The sequence below is a fragment of the Sphingobacterium populi genome (genome assembly GCF_001586775.1).
In the GTDB taxonomy this organism is placed as follows: domain Bacteria; phylum Bacteroidota; class Bacteroidia; order Sphingobacteriales; family Sphingobacteriaceae; genus Sphingobacterium; species Sphingobacterium populi.
This window is the reverse complement of the sequence record NZ_LQXS01000001.1, coordinates 571,577-590,433: the sequence shown is the minus strand read 5'-3', so window position 1 is coordinate 590,433 and position 18,857 is coordinate 571,577. Positions and strand designations below refer to the sequence as shown.

The 18,857-nt window shown below is 40.2% G+C and carries 13 protein-coding genes; 3 read left to right on the top strand and 10 right to left on the bottom strand.

Annotated elements, in window-relative coordinates:
• Positions 1-279: 279 nt before the first annotated feature.
• The 7 genes from A0125_RS02285 to A0125_RS02255 form a co-directional block, all read right to left on the bottom strand.
• The gene (locus A0125_RS02285; RefSeq protein ID WP_066751535.1) at positions 280-2,289 is read right to left on the bottom strand and encodes a hypothetical protein; all 2,010 of its coding nucleotides are present in this window, start codon (positions 2,287-2,289) and stop codon (positions 280-282) included.
• A 25-nt stretch (positions 2,290-2,314) separates the two neighbouring features.
• Positions 2,315-2,488, bottom strand: coding sequence for a hypothetical protein (locus tag A0125_RS02280; protein ID WP_197464734.1), 174 nt, complete (start codon positions 2,486-2,488; stop codon positions 2,315-2,317).
• Between the two features lie 1,342 nt (positions 2,489-3,830).
• Entirely contained in the window at positions 3,831-4,559 is a 729-nt protein-coding gene (locus A0125_RS02275) for a hypothetical protein (protein ID WP_231863087.1), read from the bottom strand.
• 31 nt (positions 4,560-4,590) lie between these two features.
• The gene (locus A0125_RS02270; RefSeq protein WP_231863086.1) at positions 4,591-5,904 is read right to left on the bottom strand and encodes an MFS transporter; all 1,314 of its coding nucleotides are present in this window, start codon (positions 5,902-5,904) and stop codon (positions 4,591-4,593) included.
• 11 nt (positions 5,905-5,915) lie between these two features.
• On the bottom strand, positions 5,916-7,379 hold the full coding sequence (locus tag A0125_RS02265) for a mannitol dehydrogenase family protein (protein WP_082784852.1): 1,464 nt from the start codon (positions 7,377-7,379) through the stop codon (positions 5,916-5,918).
• Between the two features lie 193 nt (positions 7,380-7,572).
• On the bottom strand, positions 7,573-10,692 hold the full coding sequence (locus A0125_RS02260; RefSeq protein WP_231863085.1) for a basic secretory protein-like protein: 3,120 nt from the start codon (positions 10,690-10,692) through the stop codon (positions 7,573-7,575).
• A gap of 76 nt (positions 10,693-10,768) precedes the next feature.
• Positions 10,769-13,078, bottom strand: coding sequence for a transglycosylase domain-containing protein (locus tag A0125_RS02255; protein ID WP_082784893.1), 2,310 nt, complete (start codon positions 13,076-13,078; stop codon positions 10,769-10,771).
• 220 nt (positions 13,079-13,298) lie between these two features.
• Between A0125_RS02255 and rpoN the strand changes: the two genes are divergently transcribed.
• A complete protein-coding gene (gene rpoN / locus A0125_RS02250) occupies positions 13,299-14,762 on the top strand; it encodes an RNA polymerase factor sigma-54 (protein ID WP_066751519.1) in 1,464 nt (487 codons plus the stop codon).
• A 32-nt stretch (positions 14,763-14,794) separates the two neighbouring features.
• Here the strand turns inward: rpoN and A0125_RS02245 are convergent, their stop codons facing one another.
• The 3 genes from A0125_RS02245 to A0125_RS02235 form a co-directional block, all read right to left on the bottom strand.
• Positions 14,795-15,610: a ZIP family metal transporter gene (locus A0125_RS02245; protein ID WP_197464733.1), complete on the bottom strand. Its 816-nt coding sequence runs from the start codon at positions 15,608-15,610 to the stop codon at positions 14,795-14,797.
• An 86-nt stretch (positions 15,611-15,696) separates the two neighbouring features.
• Positions 15,697-15,984, bottom strand: coding sequence for a GNAT family N-acetyltransferase (locus tag A0125_RS02240; RefSeq protein WP_066751512.1), 288 nt, complete (start codon positions 15,982-15,984; stop codon positions 15,697-15,699).
• 3 nt (positions 15,985-15,987) lie between these two features.
• Positions 15,988-16,416 carry an SRPBCC family protein gene (locus A0125_RS02235; protein WP_066751509.1) on the bottom strand — a complete coding sequence of 143 codons (429 nt, stop codon included), beginning with the start codon at positions 16,414-16,416 and terminating at the stop codon, positions 15,988-15,990.
• Positions 16,417-16,575: 159 nt separating this feature from the next.
• On the opposite strand from A0125_RS02235, the gene A0125_RS02230 reads away from it, so the two are divergent.
• Positions 16,576-16,941: a Spx/MgsR family RNA polymerase-binding regulatory protein gene (locus tag A0125_RS02230; RefSeq protein ID WP_066751505.1), complete on the top strand. Its 366-nt coding sequence runs from the start codon at positions 16,576-16,578 to the stop codon at positions 16,939-16,941.
• A 12-nt stretch (positions 16,942-16,953) separates the two neighbouring features.
• On the top strand, positions 16,954-18,780 hold the full coding sequence (locus tag A0125_RS02225) for a M1 family metallopeptidase (RefSeq protein ID WP_231863083.1): 1,827 nt from the start codon (positions 16,954-16,956) through the stop codon (positions 18,778-18,780).
• Positions 18,781-18,857: the final 77 nt, after the last annotated feature.

Below are 18,857 nucleotides of genomic sequence, written 5' to 3'. Positions count from 1 at the left end.
CTTATGTATATACGGTTATAAAAACGATAAGGATATGATAGAAGCACAAAACGAATTGAATCGCGCAAAAGCATTGGGATTAGATAAAGGCGAGTACTTATTATTGTTAGCTATTCTGGATATCTCAGAAGTAGATGCTGCGGAATAACAGTTGTAATCTATTCGACATCACATAAACATAAAAAGCTTTTTGATTAGAGATCAAAAAGCTTTTTATGTTTATGCGCAAGCAAGCTTGCGCATAAATCCTGTTCGAAACGGTAGCTAAGATTCCTACCACTAAGGAGTTGGCGGGCCTTCATACTTCCAGGTTTTAATACCTTCTAGCTCCGCCTTTTTGACGGCCCATGCCATTACATTCGCCATAATAATACTATTATAGGCATCTCTGCTCCTTTGCACGTACCCTGCACCATTATCACCATAAGGTTTTGATAAAGGACGTTTGCTGATATTGTCGTAATTAAATGGGCCAATAGTGGTAAACGTTCCACCTGTATACGATACAAATCCGCCATCACCTACGAAAAAGAAGCTTTTAGTATTATGCTTAAACATGGTAGCGCGATTTGCAATCATCGCTGATTGAGCATTTCTATTGATAGGTTGGCCAAGAGAATAAATAGTGGCCTGCGATGGAGGAACATTTGTTACTCCTATTGTAGTACCAGCATCTTCGCCCCAGAGCGTATTGCGAACATCACCAAAAGGTCCATTTAAAATTGGGTCTGCTATATCTGTACCGACCACAGAATACATAGCTCCACCAGATCCATAACTGCTCAGTCCCGTATTGGATACTCCAAATAATTGATTGAAAAAGCTTATCGAATTATTGCCCGTTCCGTTTTGATACATCATAATTACAACGCCATTATCATTTAAATAATTTAATAACGCGGTAGCTACCACTGGTCTAACTTCGGTAAAATTGTACCCAAAGATGACTATATCTGGTCTATTAGTTGTATTATTAGCGCTCAACCGTGCTGCGAGTTGATTGTCAAATGCGTTAGTAAAATTCATTAATAACCAATTTTCCGTAGTATTGTTATTTGCATTTCCTCCTATCCAACTACCCTGCCCTGCTGCCCAAGGAGCCATTTTCACGATACTTTGCGGCAAATTACCGAAATTCTCTTGTGAGTTTAAGAATTCCCATGAAGGACCACGCTGCAAAGCATACCCATATGATGCGTTATTAGAAATATGCAAAATTCGTAAGGGGTCGGTTACATAATTGAGATTTGCGATAGTACTCAACCGCTGACCAAATGCCGCATTAGGGAAATTGGACGTAAAAGTAGGTCTATTTGCAGCACCGAAATAGGTAGCCAAATTTCTATTTGCTATATTCTCATTCACACCATCAAAACGTACAGGTAAATCATTTACCACGATTCTGTAAGTACTTACGGCAGAAGGATCAGCAGTAAAATAACTAGCCTCCCAGATATTAGTACTTGATGCCGAGTTAAATATAGTTTCGGTTGGTACAACCTCAATTGCATTCATTTGGTTGTCTTTGATATTAAAAACTCCTCTTTTTATGTAATTAGGATTATCAAAGGACACATTTAAATTATTAATCGTTGCAAATCGCGCTAACACTGTTGCGTCGACTTTTATGTGCACTTGCGCAACTTTGTGCTCAAATGTTATCCCAAGAGGAAAGTCAGTTTGTGTACCTGCTGGAATAGTAAGCTCACCATGCGCATATAGCAAATCCTTATCGACTGCAGTCGCAATTTCGGGATTGCTGCCGTTAGATGGCGCAGACAAATTTTCAGTATTGTTATAAGAATAGGCATACCATAAATAGGTTACACCACGTTGAGCTTCAATAGATAAAGATGTTCCTGCACTACCTTGAAAAGTTTGCCAAAGTTCACCGGTATTTTTATTGTACAATAAAATTCTATACGTATACCCTTGTTGCATAGGCGTTGAAGCCCTACTTTGTGTAGATCGCTGCGTATGCTTATTGGCTACGAACGATGCACCAAATCCTTCATCTTCATGTGATTCGATCAAATTTTGATCAGTTACAAAATCAACCTGAAATCCACTAGTATTTCCTAAGCTTTCTGAAGATCTACCAGAGCCAGTAGTTATCGAATTGTCCACTGCTCTAGCTGTCGTATTGGAGTTTATATTTATTGCTCCACTAACCCCTTCCACGTCAACTCTCAATGATGTACTCCCTCTGGGATTTTCTAATAATTTCTCAGAACAACCAACAAAAAGTAGAAGACCAGAGATCAAAACTAGATATATACCTGCTTTCATATTACTACTATTAAATTGCATCACTTTAAAAGTTCCAAATTTGCTCACTTTCTCTTTCTTCCCAATCCAATACATTTGGGGGATTAGAATCTTCTACAGTGATCGTTACGACCGAACCTGCTGCAAAAGCAGACTCGATTTCGACATATATTGTAGATATGTGAGGAGATATATAGGTTTTTCGTACTAATCTTCCCATAATATTACTATTTACCTGATTAAATTTCATTTTTACAGCTTAAATTATATTCTATAAAACAAAAAAATAATGTAATTAAAAAATTATATTAAAAATAAACGTAAAAAATTAACCTTTAAGAATATGAGAACAAAATTACTTCAACATTTAAACTCTTTAACAAAATTCTACGTTTTACAGTGGACAAAGATGTGTAGTTTACTGATAATAATTGCATCACTAATGAAAATTAATTTCAAAATGTAGGACTAAAACTACATGTCAACAAAATGGGTATTACATTTTAATTCAAAAGTATAACTTTCTCTATATTGATATAAATACGTAGTTACGACCACATTAAAAATGGAGTTTTTATAGTTGCATCTTTAAATTCTTATGCCTTCCATTATACTATACTGATTTTTAAGGCTTACAAATGAAAAATTTACTGATTGAACCAATAAAAATCATCATAAAATTGAATTCACAAAAATAATTACACGAAAACAGGAATTTACACAACATACTCAATATAGCTTTATGAGCACATAGGGTATGATATTTGACAATACGACCCGAGATATATGATAGATTGAGAAAAATCAATAATGAAATAAATAGTCGAACTGACAAATATTTCATATAGGTTAATATTCTTTTTAGTAAAATTTTTATTGAAGTAGAAAAATTAAAATTAGAGGGGCAAGTGTACGTTTGAGCATCATTGCCAATAATATAAGAGGCACGTTCTTATAAAAAAATTGGCCACGTGCTACTATTAAAGGACAATCAAATTAAATTTATCACGAAAGAGTATTTTAATCAAAATAAGTAAAAAATTCCCCCGACAATTTGTAAGAAACATTTATCCGAACTAGTTGTTAACCTCTAAACAAATTGATTCACGAAGTCACCACTTTTTATGTTAAAAAAAATTCCGACAATCAAGTTTCTACTTACGATACCACTTTTACTGATCATCATCATCATACTGCTACAGTTGAATTCTTGACATCAGTTATCGTAATCAGTTTCGTTATTGTGGATCTGTATCAATCAGGATAGCAGCTTTATTGTTAACAATATTGAACGAGTAACAGGCCGACAATAGGTTTAAATATAAATGCATACGCGGCGTATATGAATGGGTGTGTAGCTCTAGACGAAGCACTTAGCAAAGAAATACGGAAGATTTACCGTTTGCTAATATGGTGAATAAAATGGTTTACTCACGCCAAAAATAGATTGTATACTATCGCATCACTACTCCCAGCCGCGGATGTGTTTGTCAAGAAATATTAAATCAGGTATTTTTTTAATGGAATTGACACGAAGATTGGGTATCAGATTGGTCAAATCATTAAAATGAAAATACATTTACAGAAAATTGTAAAAAGGCGTTTTGATCCACCGTATTCCACATAGCCCACACCCCTATAGGAATCCGCCACGAACCAATAGGAACCTGCTTACTAATAATCAAACTAACTTCGCTCAAGCCGCTTCTGGACGCAAAGAAATTATGCCGTTCGCCCATAGTCCGCAATGCATCTACGTAACCAATACGCCCACTTACGACCAAATCATCTTTGCGTAGAAATGGGTATGCTAAGCTTGCAAAGTACGAATATTTATTACCCGTATTATCGGTGTTTCTGTCGCGACCGAACACAATAGCATTCCAACTGACTTCTAAAGGAAATTGATTACTTAATACATAAAAACTTCTGAAATCCCAAAAACGACCAGTCTCCGATGCGGTGTAATTAAAATATTCGCGATTATTATAATTGGCTCCTGGCGAGAAGTTATAGATATCCCAAAGCTCGAATCGCAACCGACTTTGCACACTGTGAAAACCCACATAGTGATTAAACTCAGTATAATCTCCTGTTGCATCGCCACCTCCCCAAAAGCCACCATAAAAATTTGCTCCCGATAGCTCCACATTACCCGTGTAGATTATCCCTGTAGCAACCTCTAATCCTCTCCACAAATGGCTATTACGCAATTGCAGTGCAGAATGCAAATTTTGAGCTTCTACGGAAGATGCTATTGATACGAATAAAATCAGAAATAGCCGTCCCAAGCTTTTTACCTGACTACACATACAGAAATCTCTAAGTGATAATATCTTTAGCTCTCGGGCGCGAACCAAACAAAGCATAGCCCAGCATGAGCAACTCACAACAAAGAGAAAGTATCCATGTCCAGCGCCATGATCCAAACATATCCGCTAACCCTCCCTGCATTAGCGTAAAGACAGCTCCACCAAAAACAGCAGAAATAAATATTCCAGAAGCTTTAGAAGTATATTGCTTTAAACCTTTGATCGATAACGAGTAAATGCAACTCCACATTGACGAATGCAATAAGCCTATCGCCACCAAAAACCAAATATTATTAGACAGCATAGCGGCTGCAACTAATATGCTAGCTAAAGTCGTTGTAAAAATCAATTGACTACGTGCAGACACATTTTTTAAGAAACTAGACGCTAAGCGCCCTACCAGAAAGCCACCCCAATACAATGTAGACAACAAAGCATGAACACCAAGATCTTTCCCGCCCACGATTAATTCCGCGTGTCCAAAAAAAGTAACGGGATAACCAGATTCCATCAGTTCAAATGCAAAAAGATTAAGATTAGCACCAATTGCCACCTCTGTGCCCACATAAAAAAAGATAGCCGCCACCCCTAAAGCAAAATGCCTAAACGACCATAAACTGCGCGGCAGTGATATGCTATCCGTACTACGAGTTTCTGCAATATCTGGAATATCTATTCGCATAGTAAACAGCGTCACTGCTAGAACGCAAACGATCAAACCTCCGAGTGGCAACAACAATTGCTGTATATGAATGCTTTCAATACTAATGCCGCTAAACATTACTAATGTCACAAAAAAGGGAGCAGAAGTGGTGCCAATAGAATTAATCCCTGTGGTGATATTGAGACGCTGTACATCGGTAGTACCTGATAAAGCATACGACGCGACGTATGGATTGACAACTACTTGGATAACTGCAGCAGAAGTACCCATCAAGAACGAACCAATCACAAAAATGATAAAACCATAAGGGATCACCACATCAGAAAATGTAAGCGATTTATTTGGATAAGTATATCCTACCCAAGTTGATATCATGTATAAACTCAAGCCCATGATTATGAATAGCAAACCTCTGATAATAGTAATCTTGTATCCGTGGTGATTTACCCAACGGCTTCCTAGGGTGCTATTAATTAAGTAGCCTAGAAAAAAGAAAAACGATATAGAGGTGGTTAAAGTATTTCTGTAACTACCCGCTTCTGCTAAGAAAGTAACTTTCAATGGCGCTTGCAACTGCTCATTTACAGTGGTCAAGAAACCCACTATAAAGTAGATGAAAGTTACGATCGCATACGGCCAAATATTTCGCTGTTTGCTCATGATCAGATTTGCTATAAGATAGTTTTCAAAACTTGCATAGCGCCGTGCTTTTTGATGGCACCACAATAGAATTGGTATAATGACACAAATGATCCATGTATATGCAATGCCGTATTGTGGAAGGGTTTGAACCTCAAGAATTGAGTGGGATCTTCCGATTCAATAAATGCTAGATCACTTTGCATAAGCCAAGGCTCGGCTATATCATAAGACTCTCCATTATCGTCACGTTTATATTTGAGATAATGACGGTATGCCGCAATACCAAAGGCTGCGCGCTTCAGGTCTCTGCCATCGTTTAGCATGTGTTCAAGGTTAGGCAGTATGTAAACCGGAAATTTGGAAATCCCATCGAAACATAGTCGGCTAACTTGATCACTTACAGAGCGATTTGCAAATCTTTCAAGCAAAGTTGATTTGTATTGATTTAAATCCGTATTATCTGGTGCAGGTACATATGGAGTAATATCTATATTCATAAAATCGCTCAGATAGCGATATAAATATTGGTTTTCCATAGCTTCATCGACTTTGCGATAACCTGCTAAAAACGCAGGATAAGATAGCATAGTGTGCGAAGCATTAAGCAAACTGAGCTTCATATGTTCGAATGCAGTGACATCATCTGTGAATTGCACACCTACTTTTTCCCACTCTGGGCGTCCAGCTATAAAATTATCTTCAATCACCCATTGCACGTAATCTTCACAGTAAACTGGCGCTTGGTCTTGGATTTGATTTTTTTTATTCAACCATATTATATCTTCTGCATTTGTCGTCGGAGTAATGCGATCCACCATACTGTTTGGAAAAGTAACGTTTTCGGCCAGCCACACGGCTAAATCCGAATCTTGCGCCTGTATAAAAGACGAAAAAGCTTTTTTGGCGGTATCACCATTATGTTGCAGATTATCACAAGATAAGATCGTTACCCCACTTGTACCAGCTTTCATTCTTTGACGCAAACCAGCCGCAATAAATCCGAACACGCTCTGCGGTTTTGTTCTATTTTTCAATTCACTTTGAATCTTTGGGTCATCAAATTTGAAGTCACCATCCTTCGAATCCATATTATACCCTCCTTCTGTGATTGTAAGACTGATTATTTTCGTATCTGGCGATGCGATTTTGTCAATCACCGTTTGCGGGTCTTCTATGCCCCATATAATTTCCTTTAAAGATTCAATATGATGAAGTTCATATTTCCCGCTAGCACTACAAGTTGTCAACGAATACCGTCCTTCTTGTCCTTGCAGAGCGCGCACTAATGGTTCGTCACTTGGAAGCAATGCAACTCCACAAATACCCCAAGCACGCTGACTTGGATCTATCACTAATTGATTCGTATAATATTGCTGATGAGCACGGTGGAAATTACCAACTCCGATATGCACAATGCCGCAGGTCAAATCTTGTCGATTGGTACTAGTGTTTAGATCGTTATTTATCTGGCGCTTCAAATGGTTTACAGTCATGAATATGGATAATTTACTTTTATAAATATAAAATTATTACTTTAAAATAAATTTATATTATCAAAAAGAAAATACGCAGCATCACGATACACTATGCGGTAGCGGGAATATTTATTTCTGACCAAAAAATAATCCTATTAATATGATGTCGCTCGGCGGATCTCACTTTTTTTAGTAAGGTGTTATGCTAAACTTACCAGCCTGGTGCAAAGTTTAAACCGAAATGACCAAATTGCGAACGGCTACGCAAAAGAGGCACCGCGTAATACGGCTCCAAAATCATAGCCCCAAATAGGTTTACCCTCATTGAGACACCCACGCTATACAACGGAGCACGCACTTGAGGATCATATTCATATACAGAATCACCATTTGGATTGCTCACCAAAATACGATTGGAGTCGTTTTTGCTCCATTGCACCGTATTGCCACGACTCCATGCCAGACCAGCATCAAAAAACAAATTGAGATCAGACCATAATATGCCTGACTTAAACATCGCCAAACCCTCGGGACCTGTGAATGGCAAACGCACTTCAAAATTGGCAACTGCCATACGCGAGCCTACCAAATCATTAAAAGTGACACGGCCTGATAGATCCTGAATACGTTCATAACCGCGCATTAGGAAGGGATAGCCAATATACAGTCCTTGAAAACGATCTTCCCCTTCGCCAACACGCATATAGGAATAAACACGTGCTGCCAACGTTAATGGTTTTATGCGTTCATAACGACGATAATCAAAATTGTATACCTGAAAGTTGTATTCACCAAAACTTTGACCTACCGTCATCCGGTAGCGATATCCTTGCAACGGCGCTGCGATTCCAAAGACCGCATTGTCGCCGATAAAACCTGCAGTAACTTGGGGCATTGCGAATGATTCTAAATTCCCTAATCCTAGTCGTTGTGCATCTTCTGCGCTCATCGCTCGGCGATCAGTCGCGCCTGTGCTGCGGCCAAAACGCCAATGCTCTGCTCTAAAACCATAACGAGCATACGCAGCTCCCACTTCAAATCGATGATTGCGATTAAATGGATAGGCCACAAAACCTTCTAATTGAGTTTGAAACTGACGCATCAAATAAGTGTTCTCCACTAGTTCATCGCCCATACCAAGATCTTGTACGTTGAATTCGGTAAAGCCATAACGAAATGGAATTTGGGACGCCGAGAAACCCCAGTTCCAACGACTTTGCTGATTTATATAGGCAACTTGTCCTCCAAAATCATAAATTTCGCCATTAATATTGAGTGCGCCCAAAATTTGGTTGTAGCCCAAAATATCGGAAAAAGTACCAAATACGCCACCAGCCATACCGGCACCATAACGATTACCCACCGCCATTCCCATTCCAGTATTCCTTAAGTAATCCAGCTTAAATTGCGGGCGATATGGAACGGTACTTATGTCGGTTGAATCAATACGACGGTAAGCATTAAAGTTGCGCAAGTTATAATTGATAACATCTACACCGCGATCCTCATCCGGAAATAGCATAGCAGCTTTAAAGTCTACTACATTAGGATCGACTTGTACAGGCTCAAAATCTGCAGCCGCAGCCCTATAAACGCTATAGTGATTATCTTTGAAGAAGGAATATACGATCTCATCTTGTGCTGAGATGCTCATCGCCGGAGAATACTCGGTAATACCGCTTATACCGGTAAAGAAGTCAGTGAGTCTCTCAACCTGCTCTGAAGCCAACTGAAAGCGATACATATTACGAAATCCATCATTGTTGGAAAGAAAATAGACAGATGTACCATCGGCCGAAAAGTGCGGGTTGAGATTATTGGCGCCAGGAAACACATCAATATTGCGAAGCGTATTCTCACGTAAATCAAAAATTGCTAAACTCATAGGAATATCCACAGAGCGATTATCAGACTGTAACGCAACACGATCCGTACTGAAAACAATATATCGACCATCTCTCGAAAAACTCGGCTGTACATCGGAGAAGTAATCATCTGTTAACTGCACCAGCTGCTTGGTAGAAAAACGGTAGGTATAAAGATCACTTTGTCCATTTTTAAGACCAGAGAAAGCGACTACATCGCCATCGGGCGACCATGTGATGTTCGCAAATTGTGCAATGCCTTCCATCTCCACCAAGTCTATTTGTCTGCGCTTTTCTACGTCGACAATCATTAACTTGTTTTTACCTTGATTGAAAACGCTGAAGGCAAATCGCCGACTATCTGGCGAAAATGCACCTGCAGATTCAATAAAGCTGAAAGCATCTATATCCTTGTTAGTCTGCCTACTACCCAATTTTTTCAAAACCTGTCCCGTCTTCGCATCCGCCAAGAAGAGGTCGATACCAAATAGGTCCAACTCGGATAAAAAGGCAACATATTTACCGTCTGGCGAAATAGCTGGCGATACATTCATACGACCTGCATTGGCACGCGTAATCAAGGGAGTACCGATAGGCCGCGTTGTCGTATCTTTTCCTAGTTTGCGATAAGTATCTTCCATTGAATTTTTCCACAAAGTGGAAATTGTCTGCGCGTCGTACCCAAACACGCGCTTCATACCAGTCTCATAACCATATTTGGCCGATTCGATAAACATCGGCATGATAACAGTATCGCCATATGTAGCCCCAATAAATGCCAAAAATGATTGACCATAGCGGTATGGGAAATACCTATGCGATTGTTCCGTCATCTGCTTTAATGATGGGAAATCATTACGAGCGTAGGCATCTCGCATCCACATCGACGTAAAAGCATCCTTCTTTCCGATAGAAAAATACTCGGCCATACCCTCGACCATCCATAGTGGCAGATTACCCACGTTTTCTAGGCGAGTACTGTCATTACCTTCTATCAGCATACGATACTGAAAAGCGTGCACTAATTCGTGTCCCAGCACATGACGCGTCTGATGATTGGATTGCGCAATAGGCATGACGACACGCTGCTTGAATGCCTCCGTAAAGCCGCCTGTACCTTCACCAATCTCGCCTTGCGTAGTGGTAGTTTGCTGAAATTCGGGATGATTATTATAAAAAATAATGGGATTTTTACGAAGGAACGTATCCTGAAAAACTTGTTGATGCATCTCATACCATACTTCGGATTCTTTGGCGAGCCAATGCATCATCGAATCATTATTTAAGTAATAATATACATTGAAGTGAGGCGTGTCATATACCTTAAAATTCAACTTCTTATAACGCATTTTATTCTGCCCAAAATACTGGCTCATCACTTGGAAAGGCGCAATAAGGCTTAACAAAAAACCTAATAATATAGGGATATAAGTACGATGGTGCATCATATCGATTATAAATTTCATAATATAAGTATCGATCTGTGGTCGCGAATAAGCGGATCGCAAGCAACCTAGCTCGTACCGCTCATGAGAAACGCGACTACAGTTCTGGCCCGATGATATCCGGGAACGTAATCATCTCAAAGTCTGGCATCTCTATTTCGTCTATTTCTGTACTCACAGAGTCCGTCTGTACTCGGATTCTCGGACTTGGACAGAGGTACGATTTCTTAATCTCCACCGTAGGCTCTGGAAACTTACCAAAGGTAACGCCTAGCTCAGGATGACGGTACAATTCTTCCATAAACGAAGCATAAATTGGTAAGGCCGTTTTGGAACCTTCGCCATTGGCGGAACTTGTAAAATGAATACTTTGCTCATCGCACCCAACCCATACGCCAGCAACCAAATCTTTAGCAACGCCCATGTACCAACCATCGACATAGTCGGAGGATGTACCGGTTTTGCCACCGATCTCGTTATTATCCCGAAAAAGATCCCATTCCCACAAAGCTTGAGAGGTACCGCCAGGTTCTTCAATAGTACCTCGTAGCATATAACTCATTAACCAAGCATTCTCCGGCGTAATTACTTGCTTCTGCTCCGACTTAAACTCAGCTACAATGCGGCCATTCGCATCGACGATTTTGGATACTAGTATTGGTTCTGTACGCATACCTTTATTCATAAATGCAGCATAGGCGCGCACCATCTCAAAAACCGATACATCATTAGATCCGAGCCCCACGGACGGTACGGACGCGAGCGGACTGGTAATTCCGAGCTTATGCGCCATCTTTACCACATTATCCCAGCCCACATCATTGGTAATTTGCGCTGTCACACTATTCAGTGAGCGTGCCATTGCCCAGCGAAGCGACATCTGCTGGTGTGAAAAATTCCAATCTGCGTTTTTTGGTTCCCACACTTCATTTTCATTTTTGTTATTGACAAATTCGATGCGTACAGGTTTATCTTCATATTTATCGCAGGGAGCCATGCCTGATTCCAGCGCTGTCATATAAGCAAATGGCTTGAATGTAGATCCAGCTTGACGGCGTGCTTGATTTACGTGATCAAACTTAAAAAAACGATGATTAATACCACCGATCCATACCTTTACCTCGCCCGAATAAGGATCCATCGCCATCATCCCCATATTTAGCATGGTGAGGTAATGTTGGAGAGAATCCATCGTTGACAATTCCCTTTTTTCCATACCATCCCATGTAAAAACATCCATCTGCTTACTTTGCCGCAAATGCTCAAATACGCGATCTTCCTGATTATCATATTTTGCCATCAAGGCTTTATAGATAGGTAGATTGCGTGCTTGGTCTTCCAAGAAATTAGGTACTACTTCTCCGCTTTTGTCTCGCCATGGCATTTTGCCACGCCACACATTATCAAATCGGTTTTGAAGCTCGCGCATCTTCTCCTGCATATTTTGCTCAGCGATGCGTTGCATCCTTGAATCGATTGTGGTATATATTTTCAGGCCACTAGTATAGATATCTATATCATTTTCTTTAGCCCAGGTATCCAGCCACTTCTCCACGGCAGTTCGCAGATAAGAGTCGTTAGAACTAGAGGCATCGTTATAGTTAAGGTTGAGTGCTAACGAATCTTGTATTAGTTGCTTGTGCTCCGCTTCACTCAAATACCCCTCTTTCAACATCTGACCGAGTACGACATTGCGGCGTTTGAAAGCATTTTTAGGATTACGTATTGGATTATATAAAGTGGTAGCCTTGAGCATGCCTACTAGTACGGCAGCTTCTTTATCGACGATTTGCGATGGCATTTTATTAAAATATCGCAAAGAAGCCGATTTAATACCGTATGCGTTGTTGCTAAAAGAAACCGTGTTGAGGTACATGGTGACAATTTCCTGCTTGGTATAGCGACTCTCTAACTTAAAGGCGGTCATCCATTCCTTATATTTCGTGATGAGAATACCTACACCCGGAATTCGCCCTAACAAACCTTGAGATTCTTGATAGCGCGTTTTATAAAGATTTTTGGATAATTGCTGAGTAATTGTACTTCCACCACGGTCGCTCCCTTTCAAGGTAGAGAGTATACTACCAACTAAACCTCTAAAATCGACCCCACTGTGCTCATAGAACCGGACGTCTTCTGTAGCAATTAGTGCATCTAAAATAGCGGGCGAAATACTATCAAAAGCAACCGGATCGCGATCTTCTCTGAAATAACGACCAATCAATACCGAATCGGCCGTATACAACTCAGAACTGACGTTTAAAGTAGGCAGTACAATGTCTGTTTTGGTGGGTGAATAACCAAATAATCCTAAAAAATTAAGCTGTACCGCGCACGTAAATAAAACAAGGGTATATACAAGAATAAGCATCCATCGTAAAACCTGATTTTTCACTCTTTTAAACATGTGGTAAAAATGGGTAATTAGTTTGATAAACTGGAGTTCAATATGAAAAAAAGATCCATGTATATCCAGCATTTTAAGGCTTTTTAACAAATAGCTTCTTCCCACATTAATAAAAGTCGGCCTTGCTACAATAATTGTACCTAAACAAGTATTTTGCGCAACTAACTATACTATTGTGGTATAAATTATCTATTTTTACCCTATCAAACTATTACATCTAATGTTAAAGCAAACCTTACAGCAGAAACTTTTACAAAAACTTTCACCCCAGCAGATTCAGTTCATAAAGCTGTTGCAGGTGCCGACTGTTTCGTTAGATGCAAGGATAAAAGAAGAATTGGAAGAGAATCCAGCATTAGAAGATGCTAGTTTGACCAACATGAGCGAACCCGTCGAAGATTATCCAGATCGTGATCCGGATGATAATTTTGAAATGGAAGAGCGTTCTACTGATGAGGAGTTTAGTGTCGAAGAATATATACAGGAAGAAGACTTTAATGATTACAGCTCATCCTACTCTGGAGACGACGAAGATGATCGTAAAGAAATCCCTGTAGCTATCCAAGATTCTTTTTATGAAAACTTGCGTAACCAACTTGATTTGCTCGCACTGAGCGACAAGCTATATCAGATTGGTTTACAAATCATTGGCAGTCTTGATGATGATGGTTACTTGAGAAGACCAATTTATTCATTGATTGATGATTTGGCTTTTTCGCAAAACGTAATCGCGGAAGAAGATGAAGTGCTGGAAGTATTGCAGATTGTGCAGGAATTTGATCCTGCAGGTGTGGGCGCCAGAGATTTGCAAGAATGCTTACTTATTCAATTACGTAAGAAAGATGGCAGCAATCCTATTACTCAGAAAGCGATCATCGTCATTGAGAAATACCTAGAAGAATTTATCAAAAAGCATTACGATAAAATTGAAAAGCAGCTCGGTGTGGATTCTGTAGAATTACGAGACATCTTTTCCGAAATATTGAAACTAAATCCCAAGCCGGGAGATGCTGGAACAGTGGCTGGCAAACAATTGCACGTCATTCCAGATTTTCATATTTCCAATAATGACGGCGTCTTACATCTCACGCTAAATGGAAGAAATGCACCAGAACTACGTGTATCTCGATCCTATCAAGAAATGTTTGCCCATTACGAGAAGGCGGAGAAGAATGATAAGAAAATGAAAGATGCTGTACAGTTTGTCAAACAAAAATTGGATTCCGCAAAGTGGTTTATTGATGCGATAAAGCAGCGTCAGCAGACCCTTTTGAAAACGATGAATGCCATCATGGAATACCAGTACGACTACTTTCTAAAAGGTGACGATCGCTTGCTAAAACCCATGATCTTGAAAGACATCGCCGAACGCATAGAGATGGATATATCTACGGTGTCGCGGGTCGCTAATTCAAAATACGTACAGACCGAATTTGGCACTTTTTTGCTTAAATCATTCTTTTCAGAAGCTATACAAACAGATTCTGGCGAAGAAGTATCTAACAAAGAGGTGAAGAAAATCTTAGAAGAATGTATTGCCAACGAGGATAAACGCAAACCTTTGGCTGATGAGAAGCTTACAGACATCTTAAAAGAAAAAGGTTATTCTATCGCCCGCCGCACGGTAGCCAAATATCGAGAAGCTATGAATATCCCTGTAGCACGACTACGCAAAGAATTGTAATAAATGCTTAGATCATGAATAAGCTTTGGATGTTAGCCCAGTGCCACATCCAACACCATCATGACAACGAAACCCAACACAAACCCTAAGATTGGCACATCAGAATGCCCTTCAGCCTGTGTTTCAGGCACTACTTCTTCAATTACCACATAGATCATCGCTCCAGCAGCAAAAGCCAGCGCATAAGGCAATACGGGCACAAAAAAACCAACAGCCAACACTCCCAACACAGCAAAGATCGGTTCTACTATGGCCGATAATTGACCATAGGTAAAACTCTTCCACCGACTCAACCCCATTCGTCGTAAAGGCATAGCCACAGCCACACCTTCAGGAAAGTTTTGCAGACCGATACCGATAGTCAAAAGTACAGCTCCGGTTATTGTAGCATCTCCCAAGCCATAGGCCACACCGCCAAACAATACGCCTACAGCAAGCCCTTCAGGAATATTATGCAAAGCGATCGCAATGACTAATAATGTTGTGCGGTGTAAAGATGACTTCGGACCTTCGGATTTCGCAAAATTAATATGCAAATGCGGCATTAACTTATCAAGTCCAAAAATAAACAAGGCTCCTGCAATAAATCCTACAGCAGCAGGAATCACTTTTATAAAGCCCTCACCGTTGCTCATCTCTATAGCAGGCTGCAATAAGCTCCAGAAACTGGCTGCAATCATTACACCACCGGTGAAACCGAGCATCATGTTCAAAAACTTGCGGTTAATATCTTTGAAGAAAAACACTAATGCTGCACCCAAGGCTGTAACTCCCCATGTAAATAATCCAGCAAATAAAGCCGCCAGCAGAGGGTCTAGCGAAGTAAAGTACGATACTAACTCATCCATGATACGAAAAAGGTGCCCATATGGCTACCATTCAGCTTACAAAGAAAACAAAAAAGTAAAATAAATGGTGTAAACATTGCAAATAATTACGACGGAGCTAATACATCAGCATATGATGCATTCTTATCGAATTCTGCTTGTGCAAAAGGACATTGCGGTACGATCTTCCATTGTTTGTCGCGAGCAATGTTCACAACTTCTTTCAGCAAGGCCTTTGCAATTCCTCGTCCGCGTGCGAAAGATTCTACACCAGTATGATCTATGGTTATCTGGTTATTTCCATTACCGAAATAGCTAATATCACCATGTTGCACGTCATCTTCCAAGGCCAAAACAACTCCATTTTCACCTTTATCTATATGTTTAAATTCCATATCTTACTTTTCTAAATAATCTGCTAATGAGCGTCTTAATATTGTATTCCAGCCCGTGTCAAAACTTTCCACACTAAAAGCATCTCCACCATCTTTGTGATTGAGTAAATGCTCATGTACTAACCGAACCGATGTTATCGATCCCCGAGGTATGAGTTCCCAAGTTACAACGGATTCGCCTATTTGCAGATCGGGGTAACTCCACGTATATTTTAACCGCATATTATTTTCTGCATCCAAAATTTTACAGCGATGCAAAAACATCCGCTTGCGACCCAGTTTTCTAAATTCAAACTCCGTGCCCTGCTCCGCCAAAAATTCTGGCACATCAAAACACCATTCCCGGATCTGATCCGGCTCAGTTAAGGCTTGCCATACGCGCTCTACCGGCGCATTGTAGGTAACTTCAAGGTGAATAGTGTCTAATTGCATCTGCTCAAAATTTCTTATTAAAATACAATTTTTTGTTCTCAGTATATCATCAAAATCTATTTTTTTTCAATAGGCATTTCACCATTAAAACACATAATATGAAAACAAGTTTTATTTACACGTACATCCATATAACCGATATTTTGATATCTTTATAACATGACAACATCCGACCATTCTCCTTTACACGTTTACGGTATTAAAAATTGCAACACCGTGAAAAAAGCTTTGGATTGGCTTACGCAACACAACAAATCTTTTGTATTCCATGATTTTAAGAAAGAACCCGCTACTATGGAGCAACTTAAAGCTTGGGAGAAACACGTTTCTTATGAAACGCTGTTAAACAAAAAAGGAACTACTTGGCGCAAGTTGGATCCGCAAACTCAACAGCAAGTTGTTGATGCAGCATCTGCAAATGACGTGTTATCGCGACATAATAGTATGATCAAAAGACCTATCATTGAACACGCGTCGGGATTAATCGTTGGATTTGACGAAAACACTTACGAAACCACTTTATAGAATAGCGTACGAATGAATAAACTATTATCCTGTGTAGCCATGGCTGGGATGGCCATTAGCTCCCTCACCCTGCAAGCACAGCAAACGACTGAATCGCTTTATAATTATACAGAGGCCTTTCACCCTATATTTTACAATAATAATGGCTCAACTTATCGCTCTGCGAGTGGCCGCCCAGGTCATCAATACTGGCAGAATTCCGCCAGTTATGATCTAAAAGTCCGCCTCGACGATCAAGCCAATCGCGTTTCAGGCCAAGTAACCATCACATATACGAATAACAGTCCAGATGACTTGGATTTTATATGGCTACAACTGGATCAAAATTTATTTGAACCCAACTCCATCGGGCAAGCCGTAGTACCGCTTTCAAATAGTCGGTATGGCAGCGCAGGAAGTAATTTTAAAGGTGGCTACGAAATAGCTTCTGTCGGTGTAAGCGGGCAAAATGATACGCAATACACGATTAATGACACACGCATGCGTGTGGATTTGGCTAAACCATTGACAGCTAATGGCGGAAGTACCACACTCACGCTAGAGTATGCATACAACATACCTATGTATGGCGCAGATCGTACCGGTATATTGGAAACCAAGCAAGGCAATATTTATGCTATTGCGCAATGGTACCCTCGTGTGTACGTATACGATGATGTGCAAGGTTGGAACACACTTCCCTACACTGGACCTGGCGAATTTTATTGTGAATATGGTGATTTCAATGTCGAAATCACGGCACCGGCAGATCATATCGTGGTGATGGGTGGCGAGTTACTAAATCCACAAGATGTATGGACTGGCGAGCAATTATCGAGGTATAAAAATGCGCAGAAGAGTGACAAGACGATAATGATACGCACCGCCGAGGAAGTTGCCAATAAACAGTCACGTCCAAGCAACAAACAGGAACTGACCTGGAAATACCGTTTGGAAAACGCGCGCGACGTAGCTTGGGCATCATCCAAATCATTTATCATCGATGCTGCAAAAATAAATTTACCAAGCGGTAAAGCATCTTTAGCTATGTCTGCGTATCCAGCAGAAAGTAACGGGGGAAATGCTTGGGAACGCTCCACTGAATATACAAAAGCTTCTATTGAGTATTATTCAAAAAAATGGTTTGAATATCCGTACCCGGTAGCCGTAAACGTGGCTTCAAATGTAGGCGGAATGGAATATCCAGCTATCTCGTTTTGCTCAAGTACTGCCAAAGCAGGTAGCCTGTGGGGCGTGACAGATCACGAATTTGGCCATAATTGGTTTCCTATGATAGTGGGCAGTAATGAGCGCTTACATGCTTGGATGGATGAAGGTTTTAATACATTTATCAATGATCTTTCTACCGCTGCATTTAATAATGGCGAATACGAACGTCGGATGGGCGATCGCAATAGCATGACTGCAGCTTTTGCCGTACCTGGCTTAGAGCCCATCATGAGTTCTCCACAAAACATGCGTGAACGTAATCTGGGAATATTAGCCTACTATAAGCCAGGTTTTGGTTTACGGTTATTACGCGATGAGATTATAGGTGCCAAAAGATTTGATGCGGCGTTCCGCGCTTATATACATGCATGGGCATTCAAACATCCGACTCCAGAAGATTTTTTCCGTACTATTGAAAGTGAAACCGGAGAAAACTTAGCATGGTTTTGGCGCGGATGGTTTCAGCACAACTGGTTGCTAGATCAAGCCATAGATGAGGTTCGTTATGTAGAAATGTCGCCCGAAAAAGGTGCGATCATCAAAATCAGTAACCTTCAAAAATTAGCATTACCAGTCGTCGTAGAAGCTGTAACAGAAAGCGGAAAAAAATACGGCAGAAATTACCAGTAGATATCTGGGAACGAAACAAAAGCTGGTCATTTATGTTAGAAACTACAGAGAAACTAACATCAGTAACGATAGATCCC